Consider the following 26,692-nt stretch of genomic DNA (forward strand, 5'->3'; position numbering starts at 1 on the left):
ACGACATTCCCCGGCGCGAGCCTGTCCGCACCGGCGGCGGTCACGCCCGTACCAGCGATTCCCGCTGCCCCGCCGGCAGATGCGACCGCCGCCACGGCAACAACCGAACCGGCCGCACCGCCCCCCGACACCCCCGTCCGCCCGCCGCGTCCGAACGCGTTCGAATTCCACGCGCCCGCGACGTTCAACGTCGAACTGCCGACCCTCGACCTGCTCGAACCCGCGTCCGACGACATCGAAACGATCACCGACGAACACCTCGCACAAACCGCGCAGGTCATCGAACAGCGGCTGCAGGAATTCAAGGTGCCGGTAACGGTGGTCGGCGCATCGGCCGGGCCCGTGATCACGCGCTTCGAGATCGAACCCGCGCTCGGCGTGCGGGGCAGCCAGATCGTCGGGCTGATGAAGGACCTGTCGCGCGGCCTCGGCCTCACGTCGATCCGCGTCGTCGAGACGATTCCCGGCAAGACCTGCATGGGCCTCGAACTGCCGAACGCGAAGCGCCAGATGATCCGCCTGTCGGAAATCCTCGAGTCGCGCCAGTACCAGCACTCGGCCTCGCAACTGACGATCGCGATGGGCAAGGACATCACCGGCCATCCGGTCGTCACCGATCTCGCGAAGGCGCCGCACATGCTCGTCGCGGGCACGACGGGCTCGGGCAAGTCGGTCGCGATCAACGCGATGATCCTGTCGCTGCTGTACAAGGCGACACCCGAGGACGTGCGGCTCATCATGATCGACCCGAAGATGCTGGAGCTGTCGGTCTACGAAGGCATCCCGCACCTGCTCGCGCCGGTCGTCACCGACATGAAGCTCGCGGCCAACGCGCTGAACTGGTGCGTCGGCGAGATGGAGAAGCGCTACCGGCTGATGTCGGCCGTCGGCGTGCGCAACCTCGCGGGCTTCAACCAGAAGATCCGCGATGCCGAAGCGAAGGAAAAGAAGATCGGCAACCCGTTCTCGCTGACGCCCGAGGATCCCGAGCCGCTGTCGACGCTGCCGCTGATCGTCGTCGTGATCGACGAGCTGGCCGACCTGATGATGGTGGCCGGCAAGAAGATCGAGGAACTGATCGCCCGTCTCGCGCAGAAGGCGCGCGCGGCCGGCATCCACCTGATCCTCGCGACGCAGCGCCCGTCCGTCGACGTGATCACGGGCCTGATCAAGGCGAACATCCCGACGCGCGTTGCGTTCCAGGTGTCGTCGAAGATCGACTCGCGCACGATTCTCGACCAGATGGGCGCCGAATCGCTGCTCGGGATGGGCGACATGCTGTTCCTGCCGCCGGGCACCGGTTATCCGCAGCGCGTGCACGGCGCGTTCGTCGCCGACGAGGAAGTGCACCGGATCGTCGAGTACCTGAAACAGTTCGGCGAACCGCAGTACGAGGAAGGGATCCTCGACGGCCCGGCCGCCGACGGCGCGACGCAGGACCTGTTCGGCGATGCGCCGGACGCGGAAGCCGATCCGCTGTACGACGAAGCCGTCGCATTCGTCGTGCGCACGCGGCGCGCGTCGATCTCGTCGGTGCAGCGGCAGTTGCGCATCGGCTACAACCGCGCCGCACGCCTCGTCGAGCAGATGGAGGCGGCCGGGCTGGTGTCGCCGATGGGCATCAACGGCAGCCGCGAGGTGCTCGTGCCGGCCGCGGCCGATTGAGCGCGGCGGCCGGCCGCCGTCCACCGATACGGGCGCACCGGGAAACCGGCCGCCCCGTAAAGCAAAAGGGCGCTGCATCGGCAGCGCCCTTTGTCATTTACTGCACCGGCACCAGCTTGAAGTCGACCGGCTTGCCGACCGCCACCTTCTGCGGATTCGGGCCCAGTTGCCCCGTTTCCACATTGCGGCTGAACACGTAGAACGTATCGCTGTCCTGGTTGCCGACGATCAGCCACTTGCCGGTCGGGTCGATCAGGAACTCGCGCGGTGTCTTGCCGAGGCTCGACTGGCGGCCGACGGGCTTCAACCGGCCGTCGGCCTGGTTCACCGCGTAGATCACCAGGTCGTTCGCATCGCCGCGGTTGCTCACGTACAGGAAGCGGCCGTCAGGCGACAGGTGGATCGCGCCGCCGCCGACCTTGCCCTTGAAGCCCGGCGCGGTCATCGATACGGTCTCGACCGGCGTCAGCTTGCCGTCGTGGTAGCCGAACACCTCGACCGCCGCGTTGAGCTCGCTCGTCACGTACGCGTACCGGCCGTCGGCGCTGAACACCATGTGACGCGGGCCCGAACCCGCCTTGACCGGCGTGTAGCGCGTGTCGGTCGGGCTGATCAGCCCGCGGCTGCCGTCCACCGTGTACCGGTAGCCGTAGACCTTGTCCGCGCCGAGATCCTGCACGAACAGGTAATGGCCATCCGGCGAAAACACCGTCGAATGCACGTGCGCGCCGTCCTGGCGGCCCTTCACGGGCCCCGTGCCCTCGTGGTGCACCGTCAGCACGGCCTGGCCGACCGCGCCGTCGTCGCGCAGCGGAAACACCGCGAAGCTGCCGCCCGGATCCTTCGCGACCGAGTAATTGGCCGTCACGAGGTACTTGCCGTCCGGCGACAGCGCGAGATAGCAAGGATCGTTCCCTTCCGACGACACGCGGTCGATGAAGCTCAGCGCGCCCGTCTTCGCGTCGAAGCGGAAGGCGCTGACGCCGCCGCGCTGCGACGCCGGGCCGTCGTCGCCGGGCAGTTCGTTGACCGCGTAGACGGTACGACCGTCGCGGCTCGGCAACAGGTACGACGGATTCACCGTCTTCGCCGACGACACCGGCGCGACGCTGCCGGTTTTCGTATCGAAGCGGTAAACATAGATCCCGTCGCTGCCGCCGCCCGTGTAGGTGCCGACGAGCAGGTTGTACACGCCGTCGGCCGGGGCGGGCGATTGCTGCGCAAATGCGTGGGTCGCGGAAAGGGAGAGCACGATCGCGAAACCTTTCATCCAGTGAGCGAGCCTAAGCGGGAACCCTCGTGTCGAAGCGCGTGCGTCACGCTCGCGTAAACGGTTGGGCATTGAATCCTCCTTGCATCGAGTCGCTTCAAGTGTTGAGATAGGACGAAACGCCGGCCGTTCATGCGCTCCGCCGCCCGGCCGAGTATACGGGGCGCGGCGCCAGTGCGTGAAGCCTTGGCCGCCGCCGTCCGCATTGTGAACTCGAATACCCAAGGATCGCCTGCCCATGCCTGCCCTGATCGAAGACTACGCCCTCGTCGGCGACGGCCACACCGCCGCGCTGGTCGCCAAAGACGGCTCCGTCGACTGGCTGTGCTGGCCCCGCTTCGATTCGGGCGCCTGCTTCGCGGCGCTTCTCGGCACCCCCGAGCACGGCCGCTGGCTGCTCGCGCCGGCCGCCGACGCCGCGATCACGCACACGTCACGCCGCTATCGCGGCGACACGCTGATTCTCGAAACCGACTACGAAAGCGCCGACGGTGCCGTCACCGTGGTCGACTTCATGCCGCCCGGCAACGGCTGGTCCGAGCTGGTGCGGATCGTCATCGGCCGCCACGGCAAGATGAAGATGCGCATGGAGCTCGTGCTGCGCTTCGACTACGGTTTCTCGATTCCGTGGGTCACGCAGCTGACCCGCGAGGACGGCATGAAGGCGATCGCGGGCCCTGACACCGTCGTGCTGCGCACGCCGGTGCCGCTCACCGGCAAGAACCTCCATACGCTCGCGGAATTCACCGTGAACGCCGATGAACGTGTGCCGTTCTCGCTCAGCTATGCGGCGTCGCATATGCGGCTGCCGCCCGCACGCGATCCGCTGTCGATGCTCGCGCGCACCGAGAACTACTGGCTCGAATGGTCGGGCCGCTGCCAGGTGCAGGGCCGCTACGCGGCCGCCGTGCGCCGTTCGCTGATCACGCTGAAGGCGCTGGCCTACGAGCCGACCGGCGGGATCGTCGCGGCGCCGACCACGTCGCTGCCCGAGAAGATCGGCGGCAATCGCAACTGGGACTACCGCTACTGCTGGCTGCGCGACGCGACGATCACGCTGCTCGCGCTGATGCGCGGCGGCTACTACGACGAGGCGCGCGCGTGGCGCACGTGGCTCGGCCGCGTGATGGCCGGCTCGCCCGAACAGATCCAGATCATGTACGGGATCGCCGGCGAACGCCGGCTGCCGGAAATGGAACTCGACTGGCTGCCCGGCTACCAGGACTCGAAGCCGGTGCGCGTGGGCAACGGCGCCGCGAACCAGCTCCAGCTCGACGTGTTCGGCGAGGTGATGGCCGCGCTGCACCTCGCGCGCGTGGGCGGCCTGCAGGCCGACGACACGGTGTGGTCGGTGCAGTGCGCGCTGCTCGACCATCTCGAGAAGATCTGGCAGGAACCCGACGAAGGCATCTGGGAAACGCGCGGCGGCCGCCGCCATTTCACGTTCTCGAAGGTGATGGCGTGGGTCGCGTTCGACCGCGCGATCAAGTCGGCGGAGATGTTCCGGCTGCCCGGCTCGCTCGACCGCTGGCGCGCGCTGCGCGAGCAGATCCATGCCGACGTGTGCAACAACGCATGGCACGAAAGCAAACGGGCGTTTGCACAGAGCTACGGCAGCGACGAACTCGACGCGAGCGTGCTGCTGATGCCGCTGCTCGGCTTCCTGCCGCCGGAGGATCCGCGCATCGTCGGCACGGTCGAAGCGATCGAGCGGGAGTTGCTGCACGACGGGCTCGTGATGCGTTACCGCACGACCGAATACGACGACGGCCTGCCGCCCGGCGAAGGCACGTTTCTCGCGTGCAGTTTCTGGCTGGTCGACAACTATGCGCTGCTGGGCCGGATCGACGACGCGCACCGCCTGTTCAGCCGGCTGCTCGCGCTGTCGAACGACCTCGGGCTGCTCGCCGAGGAGTACGACCCGGTGGCCGGGCGGCTCGTCGGCAATTTCCCGCAGGCGTTCTCGCACGTGGCGCTCGTGCATACCGCGATGAACCTGATGCACCACGAGGACGCGATGGCGCGCGCGGCCGGCCAGCCGGCACCGGCCGTCGCCACGGGGCGCTGAACGGGGCCCGAGCGGCTTGTTCAGAGAACGTCAAATCGCAAAACTTTGATGAAAAATCGGGGAAATGTTGCATTGCACCACCCATCGTTGTCCGATATGATCGACGCGATTGTCCGGCTGCAGTGCAACATGGCCGGCCGCTGACCCACACGGCACGCCGCGACGCCCTACGCCGCCCTTGCGCACCGTCCCCCACGCGGGAGTAGTCTGCATGCTTTACCAACTGCACGAATTCCAGCGAGCCATGCTGAGCCCGCTGACGGCCTGGGCCCAGGCCGCGTCCAAATCGTTCGCCAATCCGTCCAGCCCGTTCTCGCTGATGCCGGGTGCGCCGCGGATGGCCGCCGCGTACGAACTGATGTACCGGCTCGGCAAGGATTACGAGAAGCCCGAGTTCAACATTCACCAGATCGTCAAGGACGGCCACAACATCCCGATCGTCGAGCAGACGATCGTCGAGAAGCCGTTCTGCCGGCTGCTGCGCTTCAAGCGTTATTCGGACGACGCCGACGCCGTCACGCAGTTGAAGGACGAGCCGGTCGTGCTGGTCTGCGCGCCGCTGTCGGGCCACCACTCGACGCTGCTGCGCGACACCGTGCGCACGCTGCTGCAGGATCACAAGGTGTACATCACCGACTGGATCGACGCGCGGATGGTGCCGGTCGAGGTCGGCCCGTTCCACCTGCACGACTACATCGCGTACATCCAGGAATTCATCCGTCACATCGGCGCGCGCAACCTGCACGTGATCTCGGTGTGCCAGCCGACGGTGCCGGTGCTCGCGGCGATCTCGCTGATGGCGAGCCGCGGCGAGGACACACCGCTCACGATGACGATGATGGGCGGCCCGATCGATGCGCGCCGCAGCCCGACGTCGGTGAATTCGCTCGCCACGCAGCACTCGACCGCGTGGTTCGAGAACAACGTGATCCACACGGTGCCCGCGAATTACCCGGGCGAAGGCCGCCAGGTGTATCCGGGCTTCCTGCAGCACACGGGTTTCGTCGCGATGAACCCGGAGCGGCACGCACAGTCGCACTGGGATTTCTACCAGAGCCTGCTGCGCGGCGACGAGGAAGACGCCGAAGCGCACCGCCAGTTCTATGACGAATACAACGCGGTGCTCGACATGGCCGCGGAGTATTACCTCGAGACGATCCGCGTCGTGTTCCAGGAATTCCTGCTGGCCGAGGGCACGTGGGATGTCGAAGGCGAGCGCGTGCGTCCGCAGGACATCAAGCGTACCGCGCTGATGACGATCGAAGGCGAACTCGACGACATCTCCGGCAGCGGCCAGACGCACGTCGCGCACGAGCTGTGCACGGGCATCCCGCAGGACCAGCGCCGCAGCCTGACCGCCGAGAAGTGCGGTCACTACGGGATTTTCTCGGGCCGCCGCTGGCGCACGATCATCTATCCGCAACTGCGCGACTTCATCCGCGAGCATGCGCCGGAGCCGAAGCACGGTGCGACGAAGGATGCCGCGGATGCGCCGGCGCCCAAGACGCTCTCCGCCGTGCCGGCCAGCAATGCGCCGCTCGAAACGACGCGCGCCACCGCGGCGAAGCGCACGCGCGCGAAGGCCCCCGCCAAGGCAGTCGCAGCGGCGCCGGCCAAGGCCGCACCGGCCGCGAAACGCGCCGCCAGCGGCCCGCGCGTCAAGGCCGTGCGTACGCGCAAGGCCGCCTGACGCACCGCGTTCCGACGAAAAAACGCCGCCGTTGCCTGCGCACGGCGGCGTTTTTGCATCCTTCGACCGCTTCAGCCCGGCCGGTGCGTCAGCGACGCAGCAGATACGCGAGCAGCAACTCGGTGTTCATGCGGACCATCTCGGCGCGTTCGTCGGTGTCGGTGAAATCGCGGCCGAGCGTCGCGGCGAGCGTAAAGCGGTTCGACACGATGTAGTAGCCGAGCCCCGACAGCGTCACGTAGAAGCGCAGCGGATCGACGTCGGTGCGGAACAGCCCGGCCTTCTGGCCGCGCGTCAGCACGTTGCCGAGCTTCGCGACGATCGGCGACATCATCTCGCGGATCCGCGTCGACTTGTGCAGGTAGCGCGCTTCGTGCAGGTTCTCGTTGTTGATGAGCCTGAGCAGTTCCGGATGGTCGCGGTAGTAGTCCCAGACGAAATGCGCGAGCCGCGTGACGGCTTCCACCGGCGCGACGCCATCGAGGTCGAGCACGCGCTCGGCCTCGGTCAGCGCGGAGAACGCGTGTTCGAGCACGGCCGTGAACAGCTGTTCCTTGCTGCCGAAGTAGTAATAGAGCATGCGCTCGTTGGTTTCGGCCCGGCGCGCGATCTGGTCGACGCGCGCGCCGAACAGCCCTCCACTCGCGAACTCTTCGGCTGCCGCCATCAGGATGCGGCGGCGCGTACCTTCAGGATCTCTTTTGATTTTTGGCTGATTCATGGTGGCGTTTTGCTATGTGAGCCGCTTGATCCGGACCGGCACCCCCACCGCCTCGGCGCCGGCCGCCCTGGAACGGGCGCGCCGCGGGCGGCCGCCCTCCTGCTGAGCCCCTGCAAAAAAGCGGTTCGATTATGCGCACAGACGGCGTCCAGCGCAATGCGGGAAATCGGCGATAATCGAGCTTTGGCAAACCTTTCCGGCCGCGCCCGAAGCGGCCGAGAGCCATTCGGCGCCGCTGCGCCCGTTGTCACCGTGACCGACTCCAAAACACTCGCGGATCGCATCGAAGATCTGCTTCCCCAGACGCAATGCACGAAGTGCGGCTATAACGGCTGCCGGCCGTACGCCGAGGCGATCGCCGCCGGCGACGCGAACTACAACCAGTGCCCGCCCGGCGGCGCCGAAGGCATCGCGCGCCTCGCGGGCCTGCTCGGCAAGCCCGTGATTCCGCTGAACCCCGTGAACGGCAGCGAACATCCGCGCGCCGTCGCCTTCATCGACGAAAGCCTGTGCATCGGCTGCACGCTGTGCATGCAGGCGTGCCCGGTCGACGCGATCGTCGGGGCACCGAAGCAGATGCACACGATCGTCGAGTCGCTGTGCACGGGTTGCGACCTGTGCGTGCCGCCCTGCCCGGTCGACTGCATCGCGATGCTGCCGGTGACCGGTGAACGCACCGGCTGGGACGCGTGGTCGCAGGAACAGGCCGATGCCGCGCGCGAACGCCACGACCTGCGGCTCGCGCGCCAGCGCCGCGAACGCGAAGCCGCCGAAGCGCGTGCGGCCGCACGCCGCGCGGCCAGCGCCGCGAAGCCGGCCGCGGCCCCCGCGGGAACGCCATCCGCCGCACCGGCCCCGGACGACGCCGAAGCGAAGAAGCGCGCGATCATCGCCGCCGCGCTCGAGCGTGCGCGCAAGAAGAAGGAAGAACTGTCCGGGCAAGGTGCCGGGCCGAAGAACACCGAGGGTGTGAGCGCGGCCGTCCAGGCACAGATCGACGCCGCGGAGGCACGCCGCAAGCGGCTCGCGGAACAGCAGGCCCAACGCGACGCCGAAGCGGCGGCCGCGAGCGGCAACGACGAAGAGAACGACGCAGGCAACGACGGCCCGGGCGGCCCGTCCGCACCGCCCGACCAGAACGCTCCATGAACGCCAGCAAACGACGCGCGATCTACGAAACGCTGCAGAGCCTCAATCCGCATCCGACCACCGAGCTCGAATACTCGACGCCGTTCGAGCTGCTGATCGCCGTGATGCTGTCCGCTCAGGCGACCGACGTATCGGTCAACAAGGCGATGCGGAAGATGTTTCCGGTCGCGAACACCCCGCGACAAATCGTCGCACTCGGCGAAGAAGGCGTCACCGAGTACATCAAGACGATCGGCCTGTACCGGACCAAGGCGAAGAACGTGGTCGCGACGTGCCGGATCCTGCTCGACCGCTACGACGGCGAGGTGCCGGCCGATCGCGAAGCGCTGGAAGGCTTGCCGGGCGTCGGCCGCAAGACCGCGAACGTCGTGTTGAACACCGCGTTCGGCCAGCCGACGATCGCGGTGGACACGCACATCTTCCGCGTCGCGAACCGCACGGGGCTCGCGCCGGGCAAGGACGTGCGCGCCGTCGAGGCCGCGCTCGAGAAGTTCACGCCGAGGGAGTTCCTGCAGGACGCGCATCACTGGCTGATCCTGCACGGTCGCTACGTGTGCAAGGCGCGCAAGCCCGAATGCTGGCATTGCGCGATCGAGCCGCTGTGCGAATTCAGGCCGAAGACCCCGCCACCCAACGAGTGACGCGCAACCGCGGCCGACCTGCCGCAAACCGCCGGACGCCATGTGGCCCGACGCCCGACGCTTGACGCACACCCCACCAGCCGCCCTCCGCCGGCCACTCGCGGCCGCGACAGCGCGTAGCCATCCGCGCCGCCGCCGCTTCCCCCTTCCCGACTAGGCGTTGGAGGTCGCGGTCGCGTCGTCGGCCGCCGCGCCGCCCGCGCGCACCAGCGCCAGCACGGCGGCCAGGATCGCGACACCGCCCGCCCACTGCAGCGGCGACAGCGCCTCGCCGAACAGCAGCGCCGCCAGCGCGACCGTCACGACCGGTTCGAGCGTCGACAGCATCGACGTGCGCGCGGCCCCAAGCCGTTCGAGCCCGGCAAAGAACGCGATCATCGCCGCGACCGTCGACACGAGCGCGATCGCAAGCATCGACGCCCAGCCGCCGGCCGTCGCGGGCCAGCGCGGCGGCGCGCCGAACGCCGCGGTCCGCACGACGGCGATCGCCACGAGCATCGCGGTCGCCGACAGGCAGATGATCGCGGTGGTCGCGAGCGGATCGACGCCGCGCGTCGCCTTCGTGCCGCCGACGATGTACAGCGAATAGATCACCGCGGCAGCCAGCGCGAGCGCGATCCCGAGCGGCTCGCCATGCCCGCCGCCGACCATCAGCGCCGAACCCGCGACGCACAGCACCAGTGCGACCGCCTTCGCGCGCGTGAGGTGCTCGCCGAGCCACCACGCGGCCAGCAGCGTGACGAAGGCCGGATACAGGTACAGCAGCAGCGCGACAAGGCTCGCCTGCGCGTGTTGCAGCGCGCTGAAGTAGCAGAACGACTGCCCGACGTAGCCGAGCGCGCCCATCGCCACGAGCGGCGCGAGCGCGCGCCCGCGCGGCCACGTGACGCGGCGATGCCGTGCGATCGCGGCGAGCACCGCACCGCCGATCGCGAAGCGCACGATCAGCAGCCCGAGCACGTCGACACCGGCCGCATACGCGTAGCGGCCGAAGATCGCCATCGCGCCGAACGCGGCGGCGGACAACGCGACGTAGAGCGTGCCCTGCAGGGCAGCGGACGATGGGCGGGCGGTGGCGGTCATGACGGAACGGATGAGAACGGAACGGTGACGGGAAACGGTGGAGTGTAGCGGCGCGGCGGCCACGAGCCTAGCCCGCGCTTACCCCGCGCTTACCCCGCACTTACCCCGCACTTACCCGTTACCCGGCACCGGCGGCGCACCTCACCGGCCCGTGCCGCGCATCCGCAGGGCCCGCGGGCCACCGCCGCTGCGGCCACGCGATTGCGCCAACCCGCCGCCAGCGCCGCCCGCCGACCCGGCGTACAATGCGCGACGCGGCATCCAGCCGTCCGAATCACGACGTTTCCCCACCATGTTCAATCCAAGCCGCGACGAAGTGCGTCGCTTTTTCACCGAGACCTGGCGCAAGCAGCGCGCCGGCGAGATCCTGACGCCGCTGGAAGCGATGGCAGCCGACTGGATCGTCGAGCATCCCGAATACCACGACGAACTCGCCGACGCCGATGGCGCCTCCGCGCGCGAGTACACGCCCGAGGAAGGCCGCACGAACCCGTTCCTGCACCTGTCGATGCATCTCGCGATCAGCGAGCAGCTGTCGATCGACCAGCCGCCCGGCATCCGCGCCGCGCACGACAAGCTCGCGGCGAAGCTCGACTCGACCCACGACGCGCAGCACGTGATCATGGAATGCCTCGGCGAGACGATCTGGGAAGCCCAGCGCACGAACACGCCACCCGATACCGACGCATACCTGCAGCGCATCCTGCGCCGCGCATCGCGCGACTGAGCGCCGCCGCGGCGGCCTGCAGGCGCCGGCGCGCGGGCAAAAAAATACCCCGCCGGGGCGGGGTATCCTTGCTGCGCGGGCCCGCCGGGCCCGTCGCGCTTACTTCTTGAACACGAGATCGGTCTCTTTCAGCGACTCGATGTAGGCCGCGATGTCCTTCATGTCGCTGACCGACAGGCTCTGCACCTGTGCCTGCATGATCGCGTTGTTGCGGCCGATCAGCGGGTTCGTCAGCCCCATCTGGTACTGGCGCATCGCCCACACGAGGTAGTCGGCATGCTGGCCGGCGAGGCGCGGATATTCGGCGTTGATCGGCTTGTTCATCTGCGCGCCGTGGCAGGCCGCGCAGTTGTGCGATTCGACCAGTTCCTTGCCCTTCGTGATGTCCGCCGCGTGCGCGGTACCGATCGCGAGGCCGGCCGCCAGTGCAACCGCCGCCGTCTTGAATGCGTTGTTCATGAATGCTCCTGTCCCGCCGGAGAGATCGGCGGCGCGCGCTTACTTGTAGGGGTTGTCCTTCGAGTCGGCCTTCTGGGCGGCGTAGTACGCCGACAGATCCGCGATGTCCTGGTCCGTCAGCGAACCGGCGATCGCATTCATCGACGGGAAGTGACGATCCTTCTTGCGGTAGGCCTTCAGCGCGTTCTCGAGATATTGCTGGTTCTGGCCGCCGAGGACAGGCACCCGGTAGACCTCCGGGTACGCCGCGCGGTAGTCCTGGATGCCGTGGCAACCGATGCACATGGCGACCTTGCTCGCCCCGTCCTTCGGGTTGCCGACCACACCGGCCGCCTGCGCGCTGCCCGCGAGCGCCACGAGCGCTGCGACAACGACGTGTTTGCCGACGAATTTGTTCATAGCTCTTGTAACCTAGCTTGAGGGGAAACTGGCGCCGAAGCGGCAACGGCCCGCGCCGTTTTGCTTGTCGGTCGCCACGCAGGCCAAAAAAAACGGCCAGATTGTACCGCGTCGGCGGGGAACGCGTCCACAAGGCGCCCCGCCACAGTCCCGCAACGATACGCGGGCGCGGCCCAACCGGACAGCCCTTCTGACTTATACTGGGTTTTTTTCCCCGATTGAGAAGAGCGCCGCCATGCGTTTCGAAGGGTCCTCGCACTACGTCGCCACCGACGATCTGAAGCTCGCGGTCAATGCCGCGCTGACGCTGCAACGCCCGCTGCTGATCAAGGGCGAGCCCGGCACCGGCAAGACCATGCTCGCCGAGGAAGTGGCCGCCGCGCTCGACATGCCGCTGCTGCAGTGGCACATCAAGTCGACCACCAAGGCGCAGCAGGGCCTGTACGAATACGACGCCGTGTCGCGGCTGCGCGATTCGCAGCTCGGCGACGAGCGCGTGAAGGACATCTCGAACTACATCGTCAAGGGCGTGCTGTGGCAGGCGTTCGATGCCGAGCACCCGAGCGTGCTGCTGATCGACGAGATCGACAAGGCCGACATCGAATTCCCGAACGACCTGCTGCGCGAGCTCGACCGGATGGAATTCCACGTGTACGAGACGCGCGAGACGGTCCGCGCGAAGCACCGCCCGCTCGTCATCATCACGTCGAACAACGAAAAGGAGCTGCCCGACGCGTTCCTGCGCCGCTGCTTCTTCCACTACATCCAGTTCCCCGACCCGTCGACGATGCAGAAGATCGTCGCGGTCCATTTCCCGGACATCCGCGAGGAGTTGCTGCGCGCGGCGCTCGAGAGTTTCTTCGAATTGCGCGGCGTGTCGGGCCTGAAGAAGAAGCCGTCGACGTCCGAGCTGCTCGACTGGCTGAAACTGCTGCTCGCCGAGAACATCCCGGCCGACGCGCTGCGCGGCGCGGACGCGAAGCAGATCGTGCCGCCGCTCGCGGGCGCGCTGCTGAAGAACGAGCAGGATCTGAGCCTGCTCGAACGGCTCGTCTACATGAACCGGCACAACCGGTAATCCCCCTCACCCGCGAAGGCCCGGCCATGCTGCTCAATTTCTTCTACGCGCTGCGCGCAGCCAAGCTGCCCGTCTCGGTGAAGGAATACCTGACGCTGCTCGAAGCGCTGAAGGCCGGGCTGATCTCGCCGTCGATCGACGCGTTCTACTTCCTCGCGCGGATGACGCTCGTCAAGGACGAGCAGTACTTCGACAAGTTCGACCAGGCGTTCGGCGCGTATTTCCACGGCGTGTCCGCGCTGCCGTCGGATGCATTCGACATTCCGCTCGACTGGCTCGAAAAGCGCCTCGAGCGCGAGCTGTCGCCGGAGGAGAAGGCGCAGATCGAGGCGATGGGCGGGCTCGACAAGCTGATGGAGCGCCTGAAGGCGCTGCTCGACGAGCAGAAGGAGCGCCACGAAGGCGGCAACAAGTGGATCGGCACCGGCGGCACGTCGCCGTTCGGGCACGGCGGCTACAACCCGGAAGGCGTGCGCATCGGCGGCCCGTCGAACGGCAACCGCACCGCGGTGAAGGTGTGGGAGGCGCGCGCGTACCGCGACTACGACGATTCCGTCGAGATCGGCACGCGCAACATCAAGGTCGCGCTGCGGCGGCTGCGCCGCTTCGCGCGCGAAGGCGCCGCCGAGGAGCTCGACCTGCCCGGCACGATCCGCAGCACCGCCGCGAACGCGGGCTGGCTCGACCTGCGGATGGTGCCCGAGCGCCACAACAACGTGAAGGTGCTGATGCTGCTCGACGTCGGCGGCTCGATGGACGATCACATCAAGCGCACCGAGGAGCTGTTCTCGGCCGCGAAGGCCGAATTCAAGCACCTGGAGTTCTTCTACTTCCACAACTGCGTGTACGACCACCTGTGGAAGAACAACCGCCGCCGCCACTCGGAACGCACCGCGACGTGGGACGTGCTGCACAAGTTCACGCCCGACTACAAGCTGATCTTCGTCGGCGACGCGACGATGAGCCCGTACGAAGTGCTGCAGCCCGGCGGCTCGGTCGAATACAACAACCCGGAAGCCGGCGCCGTGTGGCTGCGCCGCCTCGCCGACCAGTTCCCCCATCATGCATGGCTGAACCCGGAGCCCGAGCGGCTATGGGAATACCGGCAATCGGTCGCGGTGATCCGCGACCTGCTCGGCCATCGCATGTATCCGCTCACGCTCGCGGGCCTCGAAACCGCGATGCGCGCACTCAGCAAGTAACGACACCCACCAAGACACGAAGGTCGCCTCCGGGCGGCCTCCCCCCGGAGAGAGCATGAACCCCTCGCCCACCGCGAGCGCCAGCCGCGCCGGCGGCCGCCGCTTTTTCGCCGATACATCCGTGTCCGCGCTCGTCGCCGGCTTCGTCGCGATGATGACCGGCTACACGAGCTCGCTCGTGCTGATGTTCCAGGCCGGCCGCGCCGCCCACCTCACCGATGCGCAGATCTCGTCGTGGATCTGGGCGCTGTCGATCGGCATGGCGCTGACGACGATCGGCCTGTCGCTGCGTTTTCGCGCGCCCGTCGTCGTCGCGTGGTCGACGCCCGGCGCCGCGCTGCTGATCGCGTCGCTGCCCGGCGTGCCCTACGCCGAGGCGATCGGCGCGTTCGTCGTGTGCGCGGTGCTGCTGACGGCCGTCGGCGTGAGCGGGCTGTTCGACACGCTGATGCGCAAGATTCCGGCCGGCATCGCCGCCGCCCTGCTCGCGGGTATCCTGTTCGAGATCGGCATCGAGATCTTCCGCGCCGCGCAGTTCCAGACCGCGCTCGTGCTCGCGATGTTCTTCACGTACCTGATCGTCAAGCGGCTCGCGCCGCGCTATGCGATCGTGACGACGCTGATCGTCGGCACGGCGGTGGCCGGCGGCCTCGGCCTGCTCGACTTCAGCGGCTTTCACATCGCGTTCGCGAAACCCGTGTTTACGATGCCGGCGTTCTCGATCGCGTCGATCGTCAGCATCGGCGTTCCGCTGTTCGTCGTCGCGATGGCGTCGCAGAACGTGCCGGGCATCGCGGTGCTGCGCGCGGACGGTTATCGGACCCCGTCGTCGCCGCTGATCGCGACCACCGGCCTCGCATCGCTGCTGCTCGCGCCGTTCGGCTCGCACGGCGTGAACCTCGCGGCGATCACGGCCGCGATCTGCACGGGCCCGGAAGCGCACGAGGATCACGCGAAACGTTACACGGCCGCCGTGTGGTGCGGCCTGTTCTACCTGGTTGCCGGGGTCTTCGGCGCGACGATCGCCGCGCTGTTCGCGGCGCTGCCGAAGGCGCTCGTAGTGTCGGTCGCCGCGCTCGCGTTGTTCGGCTCGATCATGAGCGGCCTCGCGAACGCGATGCAGGACGTGAAGCAGCGCGAAGCCGCGCTCGTCACGTTCATGGTCACCGCGTCGGGCCTCACGCTGCTGTCGATCGGCTCGGCCTTCTGGGGGCTCGTCGCGGGCATCGTCACGCAGGTGATCCTGAACGCGCGCCGCCCCGCGTAATGCGGCACGGCGCTCGCCGGACATGCCAAAACGTGCTCGACGCGAATCGGGCCTAGAATGATGGCTTGGAAGCGGCGCCCGGCGCCGCTTCGCTTCGCCGCCGCGCTCGCGCGGCCCGTGAGAACCCGGCGCCTTGCGCCCTTCTTCCGAATCGCCATGACTACCGCACTCGACCAGCTGAAGCAGTACACGACCGTCGTCGCCGACACGGGCGATTTCCAGCAGCTTGCGCAATACCAGCCGCAGGACGCGACCACGAACCCTTCGCTGATCCTGAAGGCCGTCCAGAAGGACGCATACAAGCCGATCCTCGAGAAAACCGTCCGCGATCATCGCAACGAAAGCACCGACTTCATCATCGACCGCCTGCTGATCGCATTCGGCACCGAGATCCTGAAGCTGATCCCCGGCCGCGTGTCGACCGAGGTCGACGCGCGCCTGTCGTTCGACACCCAGCGCTCGATCGACAAGGGTCGCGAACTCATCAAGCTGTACGAAGCAGCCGGCATCGGCCGCGAGCGTATCCTGATCAAGCTCGCGTCGACGTGGGAGGGCATCCGCGCGGCCGAAGTGCTGCAGAAGGACGGGATCAAGTGCAACATGACCCTGCTTTTCTCGCTCGTTCAGGCCGCTGCCTGCGCGGAAGCCGGCGCGCAGCTGATCTCGCCGTTCGTCGGCCGCATCTACGACTGGTTCAAGAAGCAGGCCGGCGCGGAGTGGAATGAAGAGAAGGACGGTGGCGCGAACGATCCGGGCGTGCAGTCGGTGCGCCGCATCTACACGTACTACAAGACGTTCGGCTACAAGACCGAAGTGATGGGCGCGAGCTTCCGCACGACCAGCCAGATCACCGAACTCGCCGGCTGCGACCTGCTGACGATCAGTCCCGATTTGCTGCAGAAGCTGCAGGACAGCAACGAGACGGTCACGCGCAAGCTGTCGCCGGAAGCGCTGCACGACAAGCCCGCCGCGCGCGTCGCGATCGACGAGGCAGCGTTCCGCTTCCAGCTGAACGACGACGCGATGGCAACCGAAAAGCTCGCCGAAGGCATCCGTGTATTCGCCGCCGATGCGGTGAAGCTCGAGAAGCTGATCGACTCGCTGCGCTGAGCCGCGATACGCGTCAGCGGCGGTCAGTAACACTGACAACAGCCGTCAGCAGGCACGACGCACACGGCCGCGAACGTCATGTTCGCGGCCGTTTTTATTTTTCATTCCATCGTCAGGCACGCGCACTACAATCCACGTCACGGGTGCGGCGGCCGCCTCCCGATGCCCCCTTTTCCCGGTCAGTCTTGTACGACGCCGAACCCGCGCAGATGCGCAGGCCGGCCCATCACAGGAGACAACGATGCAAGTTCAACCGTACCTGACGTTCTACGGTCGCGCCGACGAAGCCCTTCAGTTCTACGAAAAGGCACTCGGTGCGAAGACGATGTTCAAGATGCACTTCAAGGACGCGCCGCCGAATCCCGACTACCCGATGGCGCCGGAGATGGCCGACAAGGTGATGCACGCGAGCTTCACGATCGGCGACTCAATGATCATGTGCTCGGACGGCGACTGCAGCCAGCCGGCAGGCGCCGCGCACGCCGGCTATTCGCTGTCGCTGAACCCGGAGACGGTCGAGGAAGGCCAGAAGCTGTTCAATGCGCTCGCCGACGGCGGCGAAGTGACGATGCCGTTCGGCAAGACGTTCTGGGCGCTCGGCTTCGGGATGGCCAAGGATCGCTTCGGCGTGCACTGGATGGTCAACGTCGAAGACCTGTCGCAGCGCGAGGATCTCGCGAAACGCGCGCAGGGCTGATGAAAAAAACGCCCGCCACCGCAAGGGGGCGGGCGTTTTCGTTACCGCGCGTCGTCCGTCTCAGCCTTCGACGACGTCGAGATAATCCTCCGGCCGCGTGCGATCCTCCGCATGCGCCATGCCCATCACGCGCACCAGCACGCTCACCACCACCGCCACCACCAGGTTCACGATCAGCGACCACACGGCCGCGTAGCCGGGAATCGCGAGACCGAACAGGTGGATCGTGAAGATCGACCCGGCCAGCTTCAGCGAAATCGCCATCCACGTGCCGCACACGATGCCGGCCGCCCAGCCGGCCAGCAGGCCGCGATGGTCGAGCACGCGCGTATAGAGGCCGAGCACGATCGCGGGGAGCGTCTGGATGATCCAGATCCCGCCGAGCAGCTGCAGCTGGATCGCGTAGGTCAGCGGCAGCCCGAGGATGAACGCGACCGCGCCGACCTTCACGATCAGCGACACGAGCTTCGCGACGTGCGTCTCCTGCTCGTGCGACATGTTGCGGTTCACGAACTCGCGGTGAATGTTGCGCGTGTACAGGTTAGCGGCGGCGATCGACATGATGGCCGCCGGCACCAGCGCGCCGATGCCGATCGCCGCGAACGCGACGCCGACGAACCACGACGGGAAATACTCGAGGAACAGCGCGGGCACCGCGAAGTTCGGGCCGAACGCCTTGAAGTACGGCGCGTACTGCGGCATGTCCTTCACGCCCGACGCGAGCGCCATGTAGCCGAGCAGCGCGAGCAGGCCGAGCACGAACGAGTACGCGGGCAGCATCGCCATGTTGCGGCGGATCGAGTTGCCGGACGACGACGACAGGATCGCCGTGACCGAGTGCGGATACAGGAACAACGCGAGCGCCGAACCGATCGCGAGGGTCGCGTACGCGCTGTAGCCGTTCAGGCTCATCGCGTCGGGCGCCTTCAGCAGCAGCTTGGCCGGCGGCACGCTCGCGAAGATGTGTCCGAAGCCGCCGAGCTTGGCCGGGATCACGATGACCGCCGCGGCGATCGTGATGTAGATCAGGATGTCCTTGACGATCGCGATCATCGCGGGCGCACGCAGGCCCGACGTGTACGTGTACGCGGCGAGGATCGCGAACGCGATGATCAGCGGCAGGTCGCCGACGAAGCCGGTCGTGTCGAAGCCGAGCGCGCCGATCACCACCTCGATGCCGACGAGCTGCAGCGCGATGTACGGCATCGTCGCGACGATGCCCGTCACCGCGATCGCGAGCGCGAGCATCCGGCTGCCGTAGCGCGCGTTGACGAAGTCGGCGGCCGTCACGTAGCCGTGCCGCTTCGCGATGCTCCACAGCTTCGGGAACACGACGAACGCAAACGGATAGATCAGGATCGTATAGGGCAGTGCGAAGAAACCCATCGCGCCGGCGCCGAACACGAGCGCGGGCACCGCGACGAAGGTGTACGCCGTATAGAGGTCGCCGCCGAGCAGGAACCACGTGACGATCGTGCCGAAGCGGCGTCCGCCGAGGCCCCATTCGTCGAGATGGGCGAGATCGCCGCGCCGCCAGTTCGCGGCCAGGAAACCGATGATCGTGACGCCGATGAACAGCAGGACGAAGACGAAGGTTGCGCCGAGATTCATCGTGCACCTCCCTGCGGGCCGCTCGCCTTCCACGCGTTCTTGGTCTTGAAGTACACGAACGCGGTGATCACCGCGCTGATGAAGACCCAAAGCAGCTGGTACCAGTAGAAAAACGGAAAACCGAACATCTGCGGTTCGATCTTGCTGTACGACGGTACCCAGACCATCGCGATCAACGGCAGTACCAGCAGCCAGAGCCAGCGCTTGGCGGCCCGGTTGGCGTCGGCATCGTGAGCCATGACGTCTCCTCTTCTTTCCCGGTTATCGATCTTGTTGAGCGGGTACGGCGCCGAGAGGAGCGCAAAACGGGTAGGCTGCGGCTCCCCTGGCTTCGCGCCAGTATAGGAGCCGCGAGCACGCGGTCAAGCGGGGGCGAACCCGATGTGATCCGCCCCTTGTCGCGTGGTTGCACCGGCCTGCCGCCGGTGCCTGAAGCGTCAGATCGCGAACGAGGTATCGCGCGCGCCGGCCGTTTCTTTCAAAGCTTTCACCCACTTGCGTGCGGGCAGCTTCAGCGTGTCCTCGATCAGCTTCGCACGCGCGTCGAGCTGCGCGAACGACACGTCGAGCACGGGGCCCGAGAACGCGATCGCGATCCGGTTGCCGTCATGCACTTCCGGCAGCGCGATCACGCGATGATCGAACGCCGCGTTCAGGTGCTTCATGTTGCGCACGAAGCTCGGATGGTCGCCGAACAGGTTGATCGTCGCGATGCCCGCGTCGGCAAGACAGCCGCGCACCGCACGGTAGAACGCGACGCTGTCGAGCACCGGGCCGCGCGCGGTCGCATCGTACAGGTCGATCTGGATCGCGCCCGTCGTGCCGCGGTTGGCCGGGTCGTTGACGAAGTCCCATGCGTCGGCTTCATGCACGGCGAGACGCGCATCGTCGGGCGGCAGCGCGAACATCGTGCGCGCGGCGACGATCACGGCCGGGTTCAGCTCGACGGCCTCGACCTTCGCTTGCGGGAGGAAGCGGTGCGAGAACTTGGTCAGCGCGCCGGTGCCGAGCCCGAGCTGGACGATCCGCCCGGGCGTTTCGAGGAACAGCAGCCACGCCATCATCTGCTGCGCGTATTCGAGCTCGATGTGCAGCGGCTTCGAAATCCGCATCGCGCCCTGTACCCACTCGGTGCCGAAGTGCAGGAAGCGCACGCCGCCCTCTTCCGAGAACGTGACGGGCGCGAAGCGCGGCTTGCGCGGCGCTTCGAGCACGGGCACGTCGTCGTGTTCGTCGATGTCCGGGCGGCGCTTCACGCGCGGCGGCTGGAGTTTTTCGGAGCCGTTGTAGGCGGACGGCTTGCGATTCTTGAACGCGCGCGCCTCGGCGGACGCGCGCTTGATCAGTCGGGTCATGATTGAATCTCGCTGGGTGACGCTGGTTTTAGCGGACGAGAGGATAGCATTGGTGGGGGATGGCGGCCGCGAGGTACGCCCGGCTGCACCCGACTTCGAATCCCGTTGGCGATACACAGAATTCATCGCGCGAAGGAGGAAACATGACCTCAACCGACAGGAAGATCTGGTTTCCGGCGAAACGCTACGGATGGGGCTGGGGATGGCCGGTTGCGTGGCAGGGCTGGGTCGTGCTGGTGCTGTTCGCGCTCGGGATCATCGCGAGTGCGTGGCTCGCGCCGCCTCACCGATCGCCGTTCGCCTACGCCATTTGCATCGTGGCGTTGGTCGCGCTGCTGATTGCCGTGTGCTGGCTCAAGGGCGAGAAGCCCGGGTGGCGTTGGGGCAAGGACGATTGACGGTCAGGCTCGACACGCATCCCGATGCCGAACCGGCTTCGCCCGTCGGCGCTCCCCCAGCTTGTCCCGCGCCTGACGCCGCAGCCGAACTGCCGCACCAGGTTCCCGCGCGCGCACCTCGAAAATATACCCAAATAGGGATATATTCATCGATGGATCACCGAAGCCGGACGTCGATCTGATCCGTGAACGCCTGAAAGCAGCCGAAGCGCACGCAAAAGGAGAAAGTCGATGATCGAAATCGAGCAGGGCAGCGGTAACGTCTACGCCGATCTGGGTAGGCGCGATGCCGACGAAATGCTTGTGAAGGCGCAACTCGCCGCCAAGATCGCCGAGATCATCAAGGCGCGCAAATGGACGCAGCAGCATGCCGCGCGATTGCTCGGCATGACGCAACCGAAACTGTCGAACATGCTGCGCGGACAGTTTCGCGGCGTGAGCGAAACGAAGATGATCGAGTGTCTGGCGAAGCTCGGGCGCGACGTGCAGATCGTCGTCGGACCCGACCGTCATTCGGAAATCGAGGGGCACATCGAAGTCGTATTCGCAGCCTGACGGCAGCGCCGTGCTCATCAAGAGATCATTCGGCGCCAGAATTCCAGCTTCTGCTCGAACGACAACATCGCATTCGCCGGGCTCGATGAAGGCAGCACGAGCGTCTCGTACCCGGCCTGGCCGATCACGTCGGCGAACCGCCCTGCCGTCTTGCCGTTGAAGCACACGCGCTTCAGCAACGGCGCATGGTCCCGCAACGATTCGAAGTCGTTCGGCTTCGCATTCCGGATGGCCGAGTCGAGACTACCCTGGCGATGGCACGCATCGAGGACGTCCCAGATGCCGATGCCATGCGAAAGCACACACGCGAGCCGCGCATCGTACGGCAGTTCATGAAGCGTCGGCTCGCCGAGCACCGCCCCCAGCAACCGCCAGAACTGGTTGCGCGGATGCGCGTAATACTGCGCGGCGTCGAGCGACGCCTCGCCCGGAAAACTGCCGAGGATCATCGTGTGCGTTTCCGGCCCGACGACCGGCGCAAACCCCTGCAGCATCACGCGTCTCCACGCGGCCCGACGGACCGGGGCCCGTCGCCGTGCGCATCGAGATGACGCCACAGCGCCGGCAACATGCATTCGGTGACCATCAACGGCTTGCCGTGACGCTGAAACACCGAACGCCGCGCGGTGAACGCATGCGGCGCGCGCACGCCCGCGCCGAGCGCATGGCTCGCGAGCGCGTACAGCGGATGGCCGGCGATCACGCGCCGGCTGACGAGCGCGGAACGTTCGACCTGCGGATCGCTGTACAGCAACTCGGCCAGCGGCCGCGTGCGCAGCCGCCGCATTGCCTGCCACACGCCCTTGCTGGCCGCGAGCGGCGCGATGCTGTGCGCGGCAACAAAAGGCGTGCCGTCGACCGACAGGATCACCTCGCGCACCCACATCGGCGCGCGCGGCGAACTGGCGAGCGCGTCCGGCTCGTCGAACCACGGGCAGTCGACGCCCTCGCGCGTCACCCGCACGTTCACGCGGCCGAGCCGCGCGAGGTGCGCAGTCAGCGATCCGCCGCGCGTCAGCCAGTCGCGCTGGTCGAGCGTGCAGCCAGGCCGCGGCGTCTCGCGCCAGCCGGCCTGGCCGCCGTCGAATCGCAAGCGCGCGTTCACGCGGCGCGCGACAGCAGCAGCGCGTTGGTCCGCTTCACGAAGCTCGCCGGATCGTCCAGCATGCCGCCTTCGGCCAGCAGCGCCTGATCGAACAACAGATGGGCCCAGTCGCCGAAATCGGCGCTGTCGGCCTTCAGTTGCTTGACGAGCGCGTGCTCCGGGTTGATCTCGAGGATCGGCTGCATCGCCGGCGCATTCTGGCCGGCCGCCTTCAGCATCCGCTGCAGGTAGCCGCTCATGTCGTTGTCGTCGGCGACGAGGCACGACGGCGAATCGGTCAGGCGGAACGTGACGCGCACTTCCTTCACCTTGTCGCCGAGCGCTTCCTTCATCTTCTCGACGACGGGCTTGATCGCCTCGCCCGCTTCTTCCTGCGCCTTCTTCTCTTCGTCGTTCAGCTCGCCGAGGTCGAGATCGCCGCGCGCCACGCTCGCGAGCGGCTTGCCGTCGAATTCATGCAGGAACGACAGCATCCATTCGTCGACGCGGTCGGTCAGCAGCAGCACCTCGACACCCTTCTTGCGGAACACTTCGAGGTGCGGGCTGTTCTTCGCGGCCTGCCACGTATCGGCCGTCACGTAGTAGATCTTGCTCTGCTCGGGCTTCATGCGCGACACGTAGTCGGCGAGCGACACGTCCTGCGCATCGGTGTCGCCGTGCGTCGACGCGAAGCGCAGCAGCTTCGCGATGCGCTCGCGGTTCGCGTGATCCTCGCCGAGGCCTTCCTTCAGCACCTGGCCGAACGCGCCCCAGAACGTCTTGTACTTCTCCTTGCCGGCATCCTCTTCCGCGTTCGCGAGTTCCTCGAGCATCGACAGCGCGCGCTTGGTCACGCCTTCGCGGATCGCCTTCACGTCGCGGCTTTCCTGCAGGATTTCACGCGACACGTTCAGCGGCAGGTCGGCCGAATCGACGACGCCCTTCACGAAGCGCAGGTATTGCGGCAGCAGCTGCTCGGCGTCGTCCATGATGAACACGCGCTTCACGTACAGCTTCAGGCCGCCGCGGTAGTCGCGGTTCCACAGGTCGAACGGCGCGTGCGCCGGCACGAACAGCAGCTGCGTGTATTCGCTGCGGCCCTCGACGCGGTTGTGGGTCCACGTGAGCGGATCCTGGTGGTCGTGCGCGATGTGCTGGTAGAACTGCGTGTACTGCTCGTCGGTGACGTCGCTCTTCGAACGCGTCCACAGCGCGCTCGCCTGGTTGACGGTCTCGTCCTCGTCCTTCAGGACCATCTCGCCCTTTTCCTGATCCCACTCTTCCTTCTGCATCAGGATCGGCAGCGCGATGTGATCGGAATACTTCTGGATGATCGACTTCAGGCGGTGCGACGACAGCAGCTCGTCCTCGCCTTCGCGCAGGTGCAGCGTGATCGTCGTGCCGCGCTGCGCGCGCTCGATCGCGTCGATCGTGAAGTCGCCCTCGCCCGCGCTTTCCCAGCGCACGGCTTCGTTCGCCGGCAGGCCCGCGCGGCGCGTCTCGACGGTGATCTTGTCCGCGACGATGAAGCCCGAGTAGAAACCGACGCCGAACTGGCCGATCAGCGCCGCGTCCTTCTGCTGGTCGCCGGACAGCTTCGTGAAGAATTCCTTGGTGCCCGAACGCGCGATCGTGCCGAGGTTCGCGATCGCCTCGTCGCGGCTCATGCCGATGCCGTTGTCCTCGATCGTGATCGTGCGTGCGGCCTTGTCGAAGCCGATGCGGATGCGCAGGTTCGGATCGTTCTCGTACAGCGCGTTGTCCGCGAGCGCCTCGAAACGCAGCTTGTCGGCCGCGTCGGACGCGTTCGACACCAGTTCGCGCAGGAAGATTTCCTTGTTGCTGTAGAGCGAATGGATCATCAGGTGGAGAAGTTGCTTGACCTCTGCCTGGAAGCTCATCGTTTCATGTGCCATGGATGCTGTTTCCTCTTACTTGAACTTGAATGGTGTGGCGCAGCCCGGCGCGCGATGCCGGACGGCCCTGGAGGGCCACCGCCTGGCGCAAGCGGTTTGCGCGCGTATCTGGGGATCGCACGCCCGATTTCAAGGGCCGGCGTGCGGCGCCCGGTTACGACGCGCGGCGTACGGCCGAATCGATATAGCGCGACAGCAGCCCCGGCAGCGCCGGATCGCCGCAGTTCGCGACGTTGAAGCGCATCCACGTCGACGGCGATTGCTGCGGCGAGAACAGGCTGCCCGGCGTCAGCAGAAAGCCGGCCTCGTGCGCGACCGCCGCGAGCGCGTCGGAGTCGACACCCGTGTCGGCCCACAGGAACATCCCGGCCGCCGGCATCGTGAAGAGGCCGAGCCCGGTGCGCTCGAGCATCCGCGCGGTCTTGTCGCGCACGCCGTCGAGCCGCGCGCGCAGCCGCTCGACGTGGCGCCGGTAATGCCCTTCGGTCAGGATCTTGTAGAGCACGCGCTCGTTGAGCTCGGGCGTCGTCATCCCGACCAGCATCTTCTGGTCGGTGACCGCCTTCGCGATCTCCGGCGCGCACGCGACATAGCCGACCCGCAGGTTCGCCGCGAGCGTCTTCGAATAGCTGCCGAGGTAGATCACGCGCTTCAGTTGGTCGAGGCTCGCGAGGCGCGTGGCCGGATAGCTCGGCGGGCACAGGTCGCCGTACACGTCGTCCTCGACGACGAGGAAGTCGTACGCCTCCGCGAGCTTCAGGATCCGGAACGCCTGCGCGGCCGACAGCGACGTGCCGGTCGGGTTCTGCAGCACCGAGTTGATCACGAGCATCTTCGGCCGCCACATCTGCACCAGCGTCTCGAGCGCGTCGAGATCGGGGCCGTCCGGCGTGTAAGGCATCCCGACGAGTTGCGCGCCCTGCGCCGCGAAACGCCCGAACATCTGGAACCAGGCCGGATCGCCGACGATCACCGCGTCGCCAGGCCGCATGTAGATCCGCGAAATCAGGTCGATCGCCTGCGTGATCCCCGAGACGAGCACGATCTGCTCGGGTTTCGCGCCGATCTCGACTTCGGCGAGGCGCGTCTGCAGTTGCTGGCGCAGCGGCAGGAAGCCCTGCGCGGTGCCGAAGCCGAGCATCTGCGCGCCGGACTGGCGCCCGAGCGCGCGCAGCGCGCCGGTAATCAGTTCGCCGTCGAGCCAGCGGCCCGGCAGATAACCGAGACCCGGCCCCTTTTCCGGGCTGACGGTGTGCAGCATGTTGCGCAGCAGCCAGACAACGTCGATCGTGTTGTGCACCGGCGCGGCCTCGGCCACGCGCGCGACGCTGTCGGCCGGCTGCGGGCCGGCGGCCGTGCGCTCGCGCACGTAGAAACCGGAGCCGCGCCGCGAGTCGAGATAACCCTGCGCGACGAGCCGCTCATAGGCCTCGACGACGGTGAAGCGCGATACGCTCTTGTCGAGCGCGAGCTTGCGGATCGACGGCATTCGCATGCCGGGCCGGAACACGCGTTCGTCGATACGCCGCCGCGCCCACTGGACCAGCTGGTCGACGAGCGTGAGCGTGGCCGTATCGTGCGGCACGGGAATCTGGGCGAGTGGAACGGTGGACATGGGCGGCAGCTCCAACTGTACCGAAGGGTATCGCGCCGATTGTACCGTTACTGTGCCGGTAGCGACGATTACAGTTGACCGAATCGGCGACCATGCGGCCGCCGTTCCGGCACCGCCGCACCCGGCACCGCGCCCACCGGCCCGCATCGCGGCCGGTACACCGGCCGGGCCGGCCACCGCCCGGCGCCTCGCCTGCCCACCATGACACTTTCGCTTCCCGACCGACGTTCATGCCAGCCCGCTCCCTGACACTCGACCATCTCGTGATCGCCGCGCGCACGCTCGACGAAGGCGTACGCCATGTCGCCGACGCGCTCGGCATCGAACCGGCCGGCGGCGGCCGCCACCCGCTGATGCGCACCCACAATGCGCTGTTCGGCGCGTGGGGCGGGCTGTACCTCGAGGTGATCGCGATCGACCCCGACGCGCCGGCGCCGAACGACGGCGCCGAGCCGCCGCGCGCCCGGCTGTTCGCGCTCGACGAGCCGGCCATGCACGCGCGGCTCGCGCAAGGCCCGTTTCTCGCGCACTGGGTCGCGCGCGTCGACCGGCCGCGCCAGCTCGCGCTGTGGCAGAGCCAGTACCCGGCACGCATCGCGCCGGTCGTCGCGATGCGGCGCGGCGACCTGAGCTGGGGCCTCACCGTGCCCGACGACGGCGCGTTCCCCGCGTGGCAAGGCGCGGGCGACGGCCTCGTGCCGTCGCTGATCCAGTGGGACAGCACGCGCCACCCGTCCGAATCGCTGCCGGGCGACGGCGTCGCGCTGAAGGCGCTCAAGGGCGTCCACCCACGCGCGGACGCGATCCGCGAGCAGCTCGACTGGCTCGGCGCCGCCCACCTGCTCGACCTCGAAGCCGCCGACGGCCCGCCCGCGCTCGTCGCCGAATTCGACACGCCGCAGGGCCCGCGCACGCTGCGCTGAGCCCCCCGC

General features: G+C 67.3%; 26 protein-coding genes. 14 read left to right on the plus strand and 12 right to left on the minus strand.

Features of this window, described 5'->3' with window-relative positions; all coding sequences use genetic code 11:
* The coding region (locus DPV79_RS39240) for a DNA translocase FtsK (protein WP_279636646.1) at positions 1-1,665 on the plus strand (1,665 nt) is incomplete at its 5' end.
* Positions 1,666-1,762: 97 nt separating this feature from the next.
* Here DPV79_RS39240 and DPV79_RS39245 read toward each other — a convergent pair.
* Complete coding sequence (locus DPV79_RS39245; protein WP_027786811.1) at positions 1,763-3,007, minus strand: lactonase family protein; 1,245 nt, start codon at positions 3,005-3,007, stop codon at positions 1,763-1,765.
* Positions 3,008-3,173: 166 nt separating this feature from the next.
* Between DPV79_RS39245 and DPV79_RS39255 the strand changes: the two genes are divergently transcribed.
* Both DPV79_RS39255 and DPV79_RS39265 read left to right on the plus strand, forming a co-directional pair.
* Entirely contained in the window at positions 3,174-5,003 is a 1,830-nt protein-coding gene (locus DPV79_RS39255; protein ID WP_048026570.1) for a glycoside hydrolase family 15 protein, read from the plus strand.
* A 211-nt stretch (positions 5,004-5,214) separates the two neighbouring features.
* Complete coding sequence (locus DPV79_RS39265) at positions 5,215-6,693, plus strand: polyhydroxyalkanoate depolymerase (RefSeq protein WP_021161257.1); 1,479 nt, start codon at positions 5,215-5,217, stop codon at positions 6,691-6,693.
* Between the two features lie 88 nt (positions 6,694-6,781).
* On the opposite strand, the gene DPV79_RS39270 is transcribed toward DPV79_RS39265, so the two are convergent.
* Positions 6,782-7,414 (minus strand): TetR/AcrR family transcriptional regulator, encoded by a 633-nt coding sequence (locus DPV79_RS39270; protein WP_021161256.1) that lies wholly within the window; start codon positions 7,412-7,414, stop codon positions 6,782-6,784.
* A gap of 156 nt (positions 7,415-7,570) precedes the next feature.
* Between DPV79_RS39270 and rsxB the strand changes: the two genes are divergently transcribed.
* Both rsxB and nth read left to right on the plus strand, forming a co-directional pair.
* Positions 7,571-8,563 carry an electron transport complex subunit RsxB gene (gene rsxB / locus DPV79_RS39275; RefSeq protein WP_059486358.1) on the plus strand — a complete coding sequence of 331 codons (993 nt, stop codon included), beginning with the start codon at positions 7,571-7,573 and terminating at the stop codon, positions 8,561-8,563.
* A complete protein-coding gene (gene nth, locus DPV79_RS39280; protein WP_113047952.1) occupies positions 8,560-9,204 on the plus strand; it encodes an endonuclease III in 645 nt (214 codons plus the stop codon). Before rsxB ends, nth begins: the two co-directional genes overlap by 4 nt.
* A 153-nt stretch (positions 9,205-9,357) precedes the next feature.
* On the opposite strand, the gene DPV79_RS39285 is transcribed toward nth, so the two are convergent.
* Positions 9,358-10,287, minus strand: coding sequence for a DMT family transporter (locus tag DPV79_RS39285; protein WP_048026576.1), 930 nt, complete (start codon positions 10,285-10,287; stop codon positions 9,358-9,360).
* Positions 10,288-10,579: 292 nt separating this feature from the next.
* Here DPV79_RS39285 and DPV79_RS39290 point away from each other — a divergent pair, with 292 nt between their 5' ends.
* Positions 10,580-11,014: a DUF1841 family protein gene (locus DPV79_RS39290; RefSeq protein ID WP_059497744.1), complete on the plus strand. Its 435-nt coding sequence runs from the start codon at positions 10,580-10,582 to the stop codon at positions 11,012-11,014.
* A 99-nt stretch (positions 11,015-11,113) separates the two neighbouring features.
* Here the strand turns inward: DPV79_RS39290 and DPV79_RS39295 are convergent, their stop codons facing one another.
* The gene (locus DPV79_RS39295; protein WP_021158558.1) at positions 11,114-11,473 is read right to left on the minus strand and encodes a c-type cytochrome; all 360 of its coding nucleotides are present in this window, start codon (positions 11,471-11,473) and stop codon (positions 11,114-11,116) included.
* 39 nt (positions 11,474-11,512) lie between these two features.
* Positions 11,513-11,872 carry a c-type cytochrome gene (locus DPV79_RS39300; protein ID WP_021158557.1) on the minus strand — a complete coding sequence of 120 codons (360 nt, stop codon included), beginning with the start codon at positions 11,870-11,872 and terminating at the stop codon, positions 11,513-11,515.
* Positions 11,873-12,107: 235 nt separating this feature from the next.
* Here DPV79_RS39300 and DPV79_RS39305 point away from each other — a divergent pair, with 235 nt between their 5' ends.
* From DPV79_RS39305 to DPV79_RS39325, 5 genes are all read left to right on the plus strand, one after another.
* The gene (locus DPV79_RS39305; RefSeq protein WP_021158556.1) at positions 12,108-12,950 is read left to right on the plus strand and encodes an AAA family ATPase; all 843 of its coding nucleotides are present in this window, start codon (positions 12,108-12,110) and stop codon (positions 12,948-12,950) included.
* 26 nt (positions 12,951-12,976) lie between these two features.
* Entirely contained in the window at positions 12,977-14,152 is a 1,176-nt protein-coding gene (locus tag DPV79_RS39310; RefSeq protein WP_027786803.1) for a vWA domain-containing protein, read from the plus strand.
* A gap of 55 nt (positions 14,153-14,207) precedes the next feature.
* Positions 14,208-15,419: a benzoate/H(+) symporter BenE family transporter gene (locus tag DPV79_RS39315; RefSeq protein ID WP_113047953.1), complete on the plus strand. Its 1,212-nt coding sequence runs from the start codon at positions 14,208-14,210 to the stop codon at positions 15,417-15,419.
* A gap of 156 nt (positions 15,420-15,575) precedes the next feature.
* Complete coding sequence (gene tal / locus DPV79_RS39320; protein WP_027786801.1) at positions 15,576-16,529, plus strand: transaldolase; 954 nt, start codon at positions 15,576-15,578, stop codon at positions 16,527-16,529.
* Positions 16,530-16,770: 241 nt separating this feature from the next.
* A complete protein-coding gene (locus tag DPV79_RS39325; RefSeq protein WP_059486351.1) occupies positions 16,771-17,226 on the plus strand; it encodes a VOC family protein in 456 nt (151 codons plus the stop codon).
* A 60-nt stretch (positions 17,227-17,286) separates the two neighbouring features.
* On the opposite strand, the gene mctP is transcribed toward DPV79_RS39325, so the two are convergent.
* The 3 genes from mctP to DPV79_RS39340 form a co-directional block, all read right to left on the minus strand.
* Entirely contained in the window at positions 17,287-18,837 is a 1,551-nt protein-coding gene (gene mctP, locus DPV79_RS39330) for a monocarboxylate uptake permease MctP (RefSeq protein ID WP_113047954.1), read from the minus strand.
* Complete coding sequence (locus DPV79_RS39335; RefSeq protein WP_021158552.1) at positions 18,834-19,076, minus strand: DUF3311 domain-containing protein; 243 nt, start codon at positions 19,074-19,076, stop codon at positions 18,834-18,836. Before DPV79_RS39335 ends, mctP begins: the two co-directional genes overlap by 4 nt.
* A gap of 198 nt (positions 19,077-19,274) precedes the next feature.
* Positions 19,275-20,192 (minus strand): class I SAM-dependent methyltransferase, encoded by a 918-nt coding sequence (locus DPV79_RS39340; protein WP_113047955.1) that lies wholly within the window; start codon positions 20,190-20,192, stop codon positions 19,275-19,277.
* Between the two features lie 143 nt (positions 20,193-20,335).
* Here DPV79_RS39340 and DPV79_RS39345 point away from each other — a divergent pair, with 143 nt between their 5' ends.
* Together DPV79_RS39345 and DPV79_RS39355 are read left to right on the plus strand one after the other, a co-directional pair.
* Positions 20,336-20,590, plus strand: coding sequence for a hypothetical protein (locus DPV79_RS39345; RefSeq protein ID WP_059688843.1), 255 nt, complete (start codon positions 20,336-20,338; stop codon positions 20,588-20,590).
* A 231-nt stretch (positions 20,591-20,821) separates the two neighbouring features.
* On the plus strand, positions 20,822-21,145 hold the full coding sequence (locus DPV79_RS39355; protein ID WP_113047956.1) for a helix-turn-helix domain-containing protein: 324 nt from the start codon (positions 20,822-20,824) through the stop codon (positions 21,143-21,145).
* A 17-nt stretch (positions 21,146-21,162) separates the two neighbouring features.
* Here DPV79_RS39355 and DPV79_RS39360 read toward each other — a convergent pair whose 3' ends face one another.
* The 4 genes from DPV79_RS39360 to DPV79_RS39375 all read right to left on the minus strand — a co-directional run bounded on the left by DPV79_RS39360 (position 21,163) and on the right by DPV79_RS39375 (position 25,760).
* Positions 21,163-21,639 carry a DNA-deoxyinosine glycosylase gene (locus tag DPV79_RS39360; protein WP_113047957.1) on the minus strand — a complete coding sequence of 159 codons (477 nt, stop codon included), beginning with the start codon at positions 21,637-21,639 and terminating at the stop codon, positions 21,163-21,165.
* Positions 21,639-22,238, minus strand: a complete 600-nt coding sequence (locus DPV79_RS39365; protein WP_113047958.1) for a chorismate--pyruvate lyase family protein — start codon at positions 22,236-22,238, stop codon at positions 21,639-21,641. The genes DPV79_RS39360 and DPV79_RS39365 overlap by 1 nt, the downstream gene beginning before the upstream one ends.
* Positions 22,239-22,246: 8 nt before the next feature.
* Positions 22,247-24,145, minus strand: coding sequence for a molecular chaperone HtpG (gene htpG, locus DPV79_RS39370; RefSeq protein WP_060319505.1), 1,899 nt, complete (start codon positions 24,143-24,145; stop codon positions 22,247-22,249).
* Between the two features lie 154 nt (positions 24,146-24,299).
* Entirely contained in the window at positions 24,300-25,760 is a 1,461-nt protein-coding gene (locus DPV79_RS39375; RefSeq protein WP_021158544.1) for an aminotransferase-like domain-containing protein, read from the minus strand.
* Positions 25,761-25,990: 230 nt separating this feature from the next.
* Here DPV79_RS39375 and DPV79_RS39380 point away from each other — a divergent pair, with 230 nt between their 5' ends.
* On the plus strand, positions 25,991-26,683 hold the full coding sequence (locus DPV79_RS39380; protein ID WP_048026596.1) for a VOC family protein: 693 nt from the start codon (positions 25,991-25,993) through the stop codon (positions 26,681-26,683).
* The last annotated feature ends 9 nt before the right edge of the window (positions 26,684-26,692 follow it).

This window comes from Burkholderia reimsis, from assembly GCF_003294055.1.
In the GTDB taxonomy this organism is placed as follows: Bacteria; Pseudomonadota; Gammaproteobacteria; order Burkholderiales; family Burkholderiaceae; genus Burkholderia; species Burkholderia cepacia.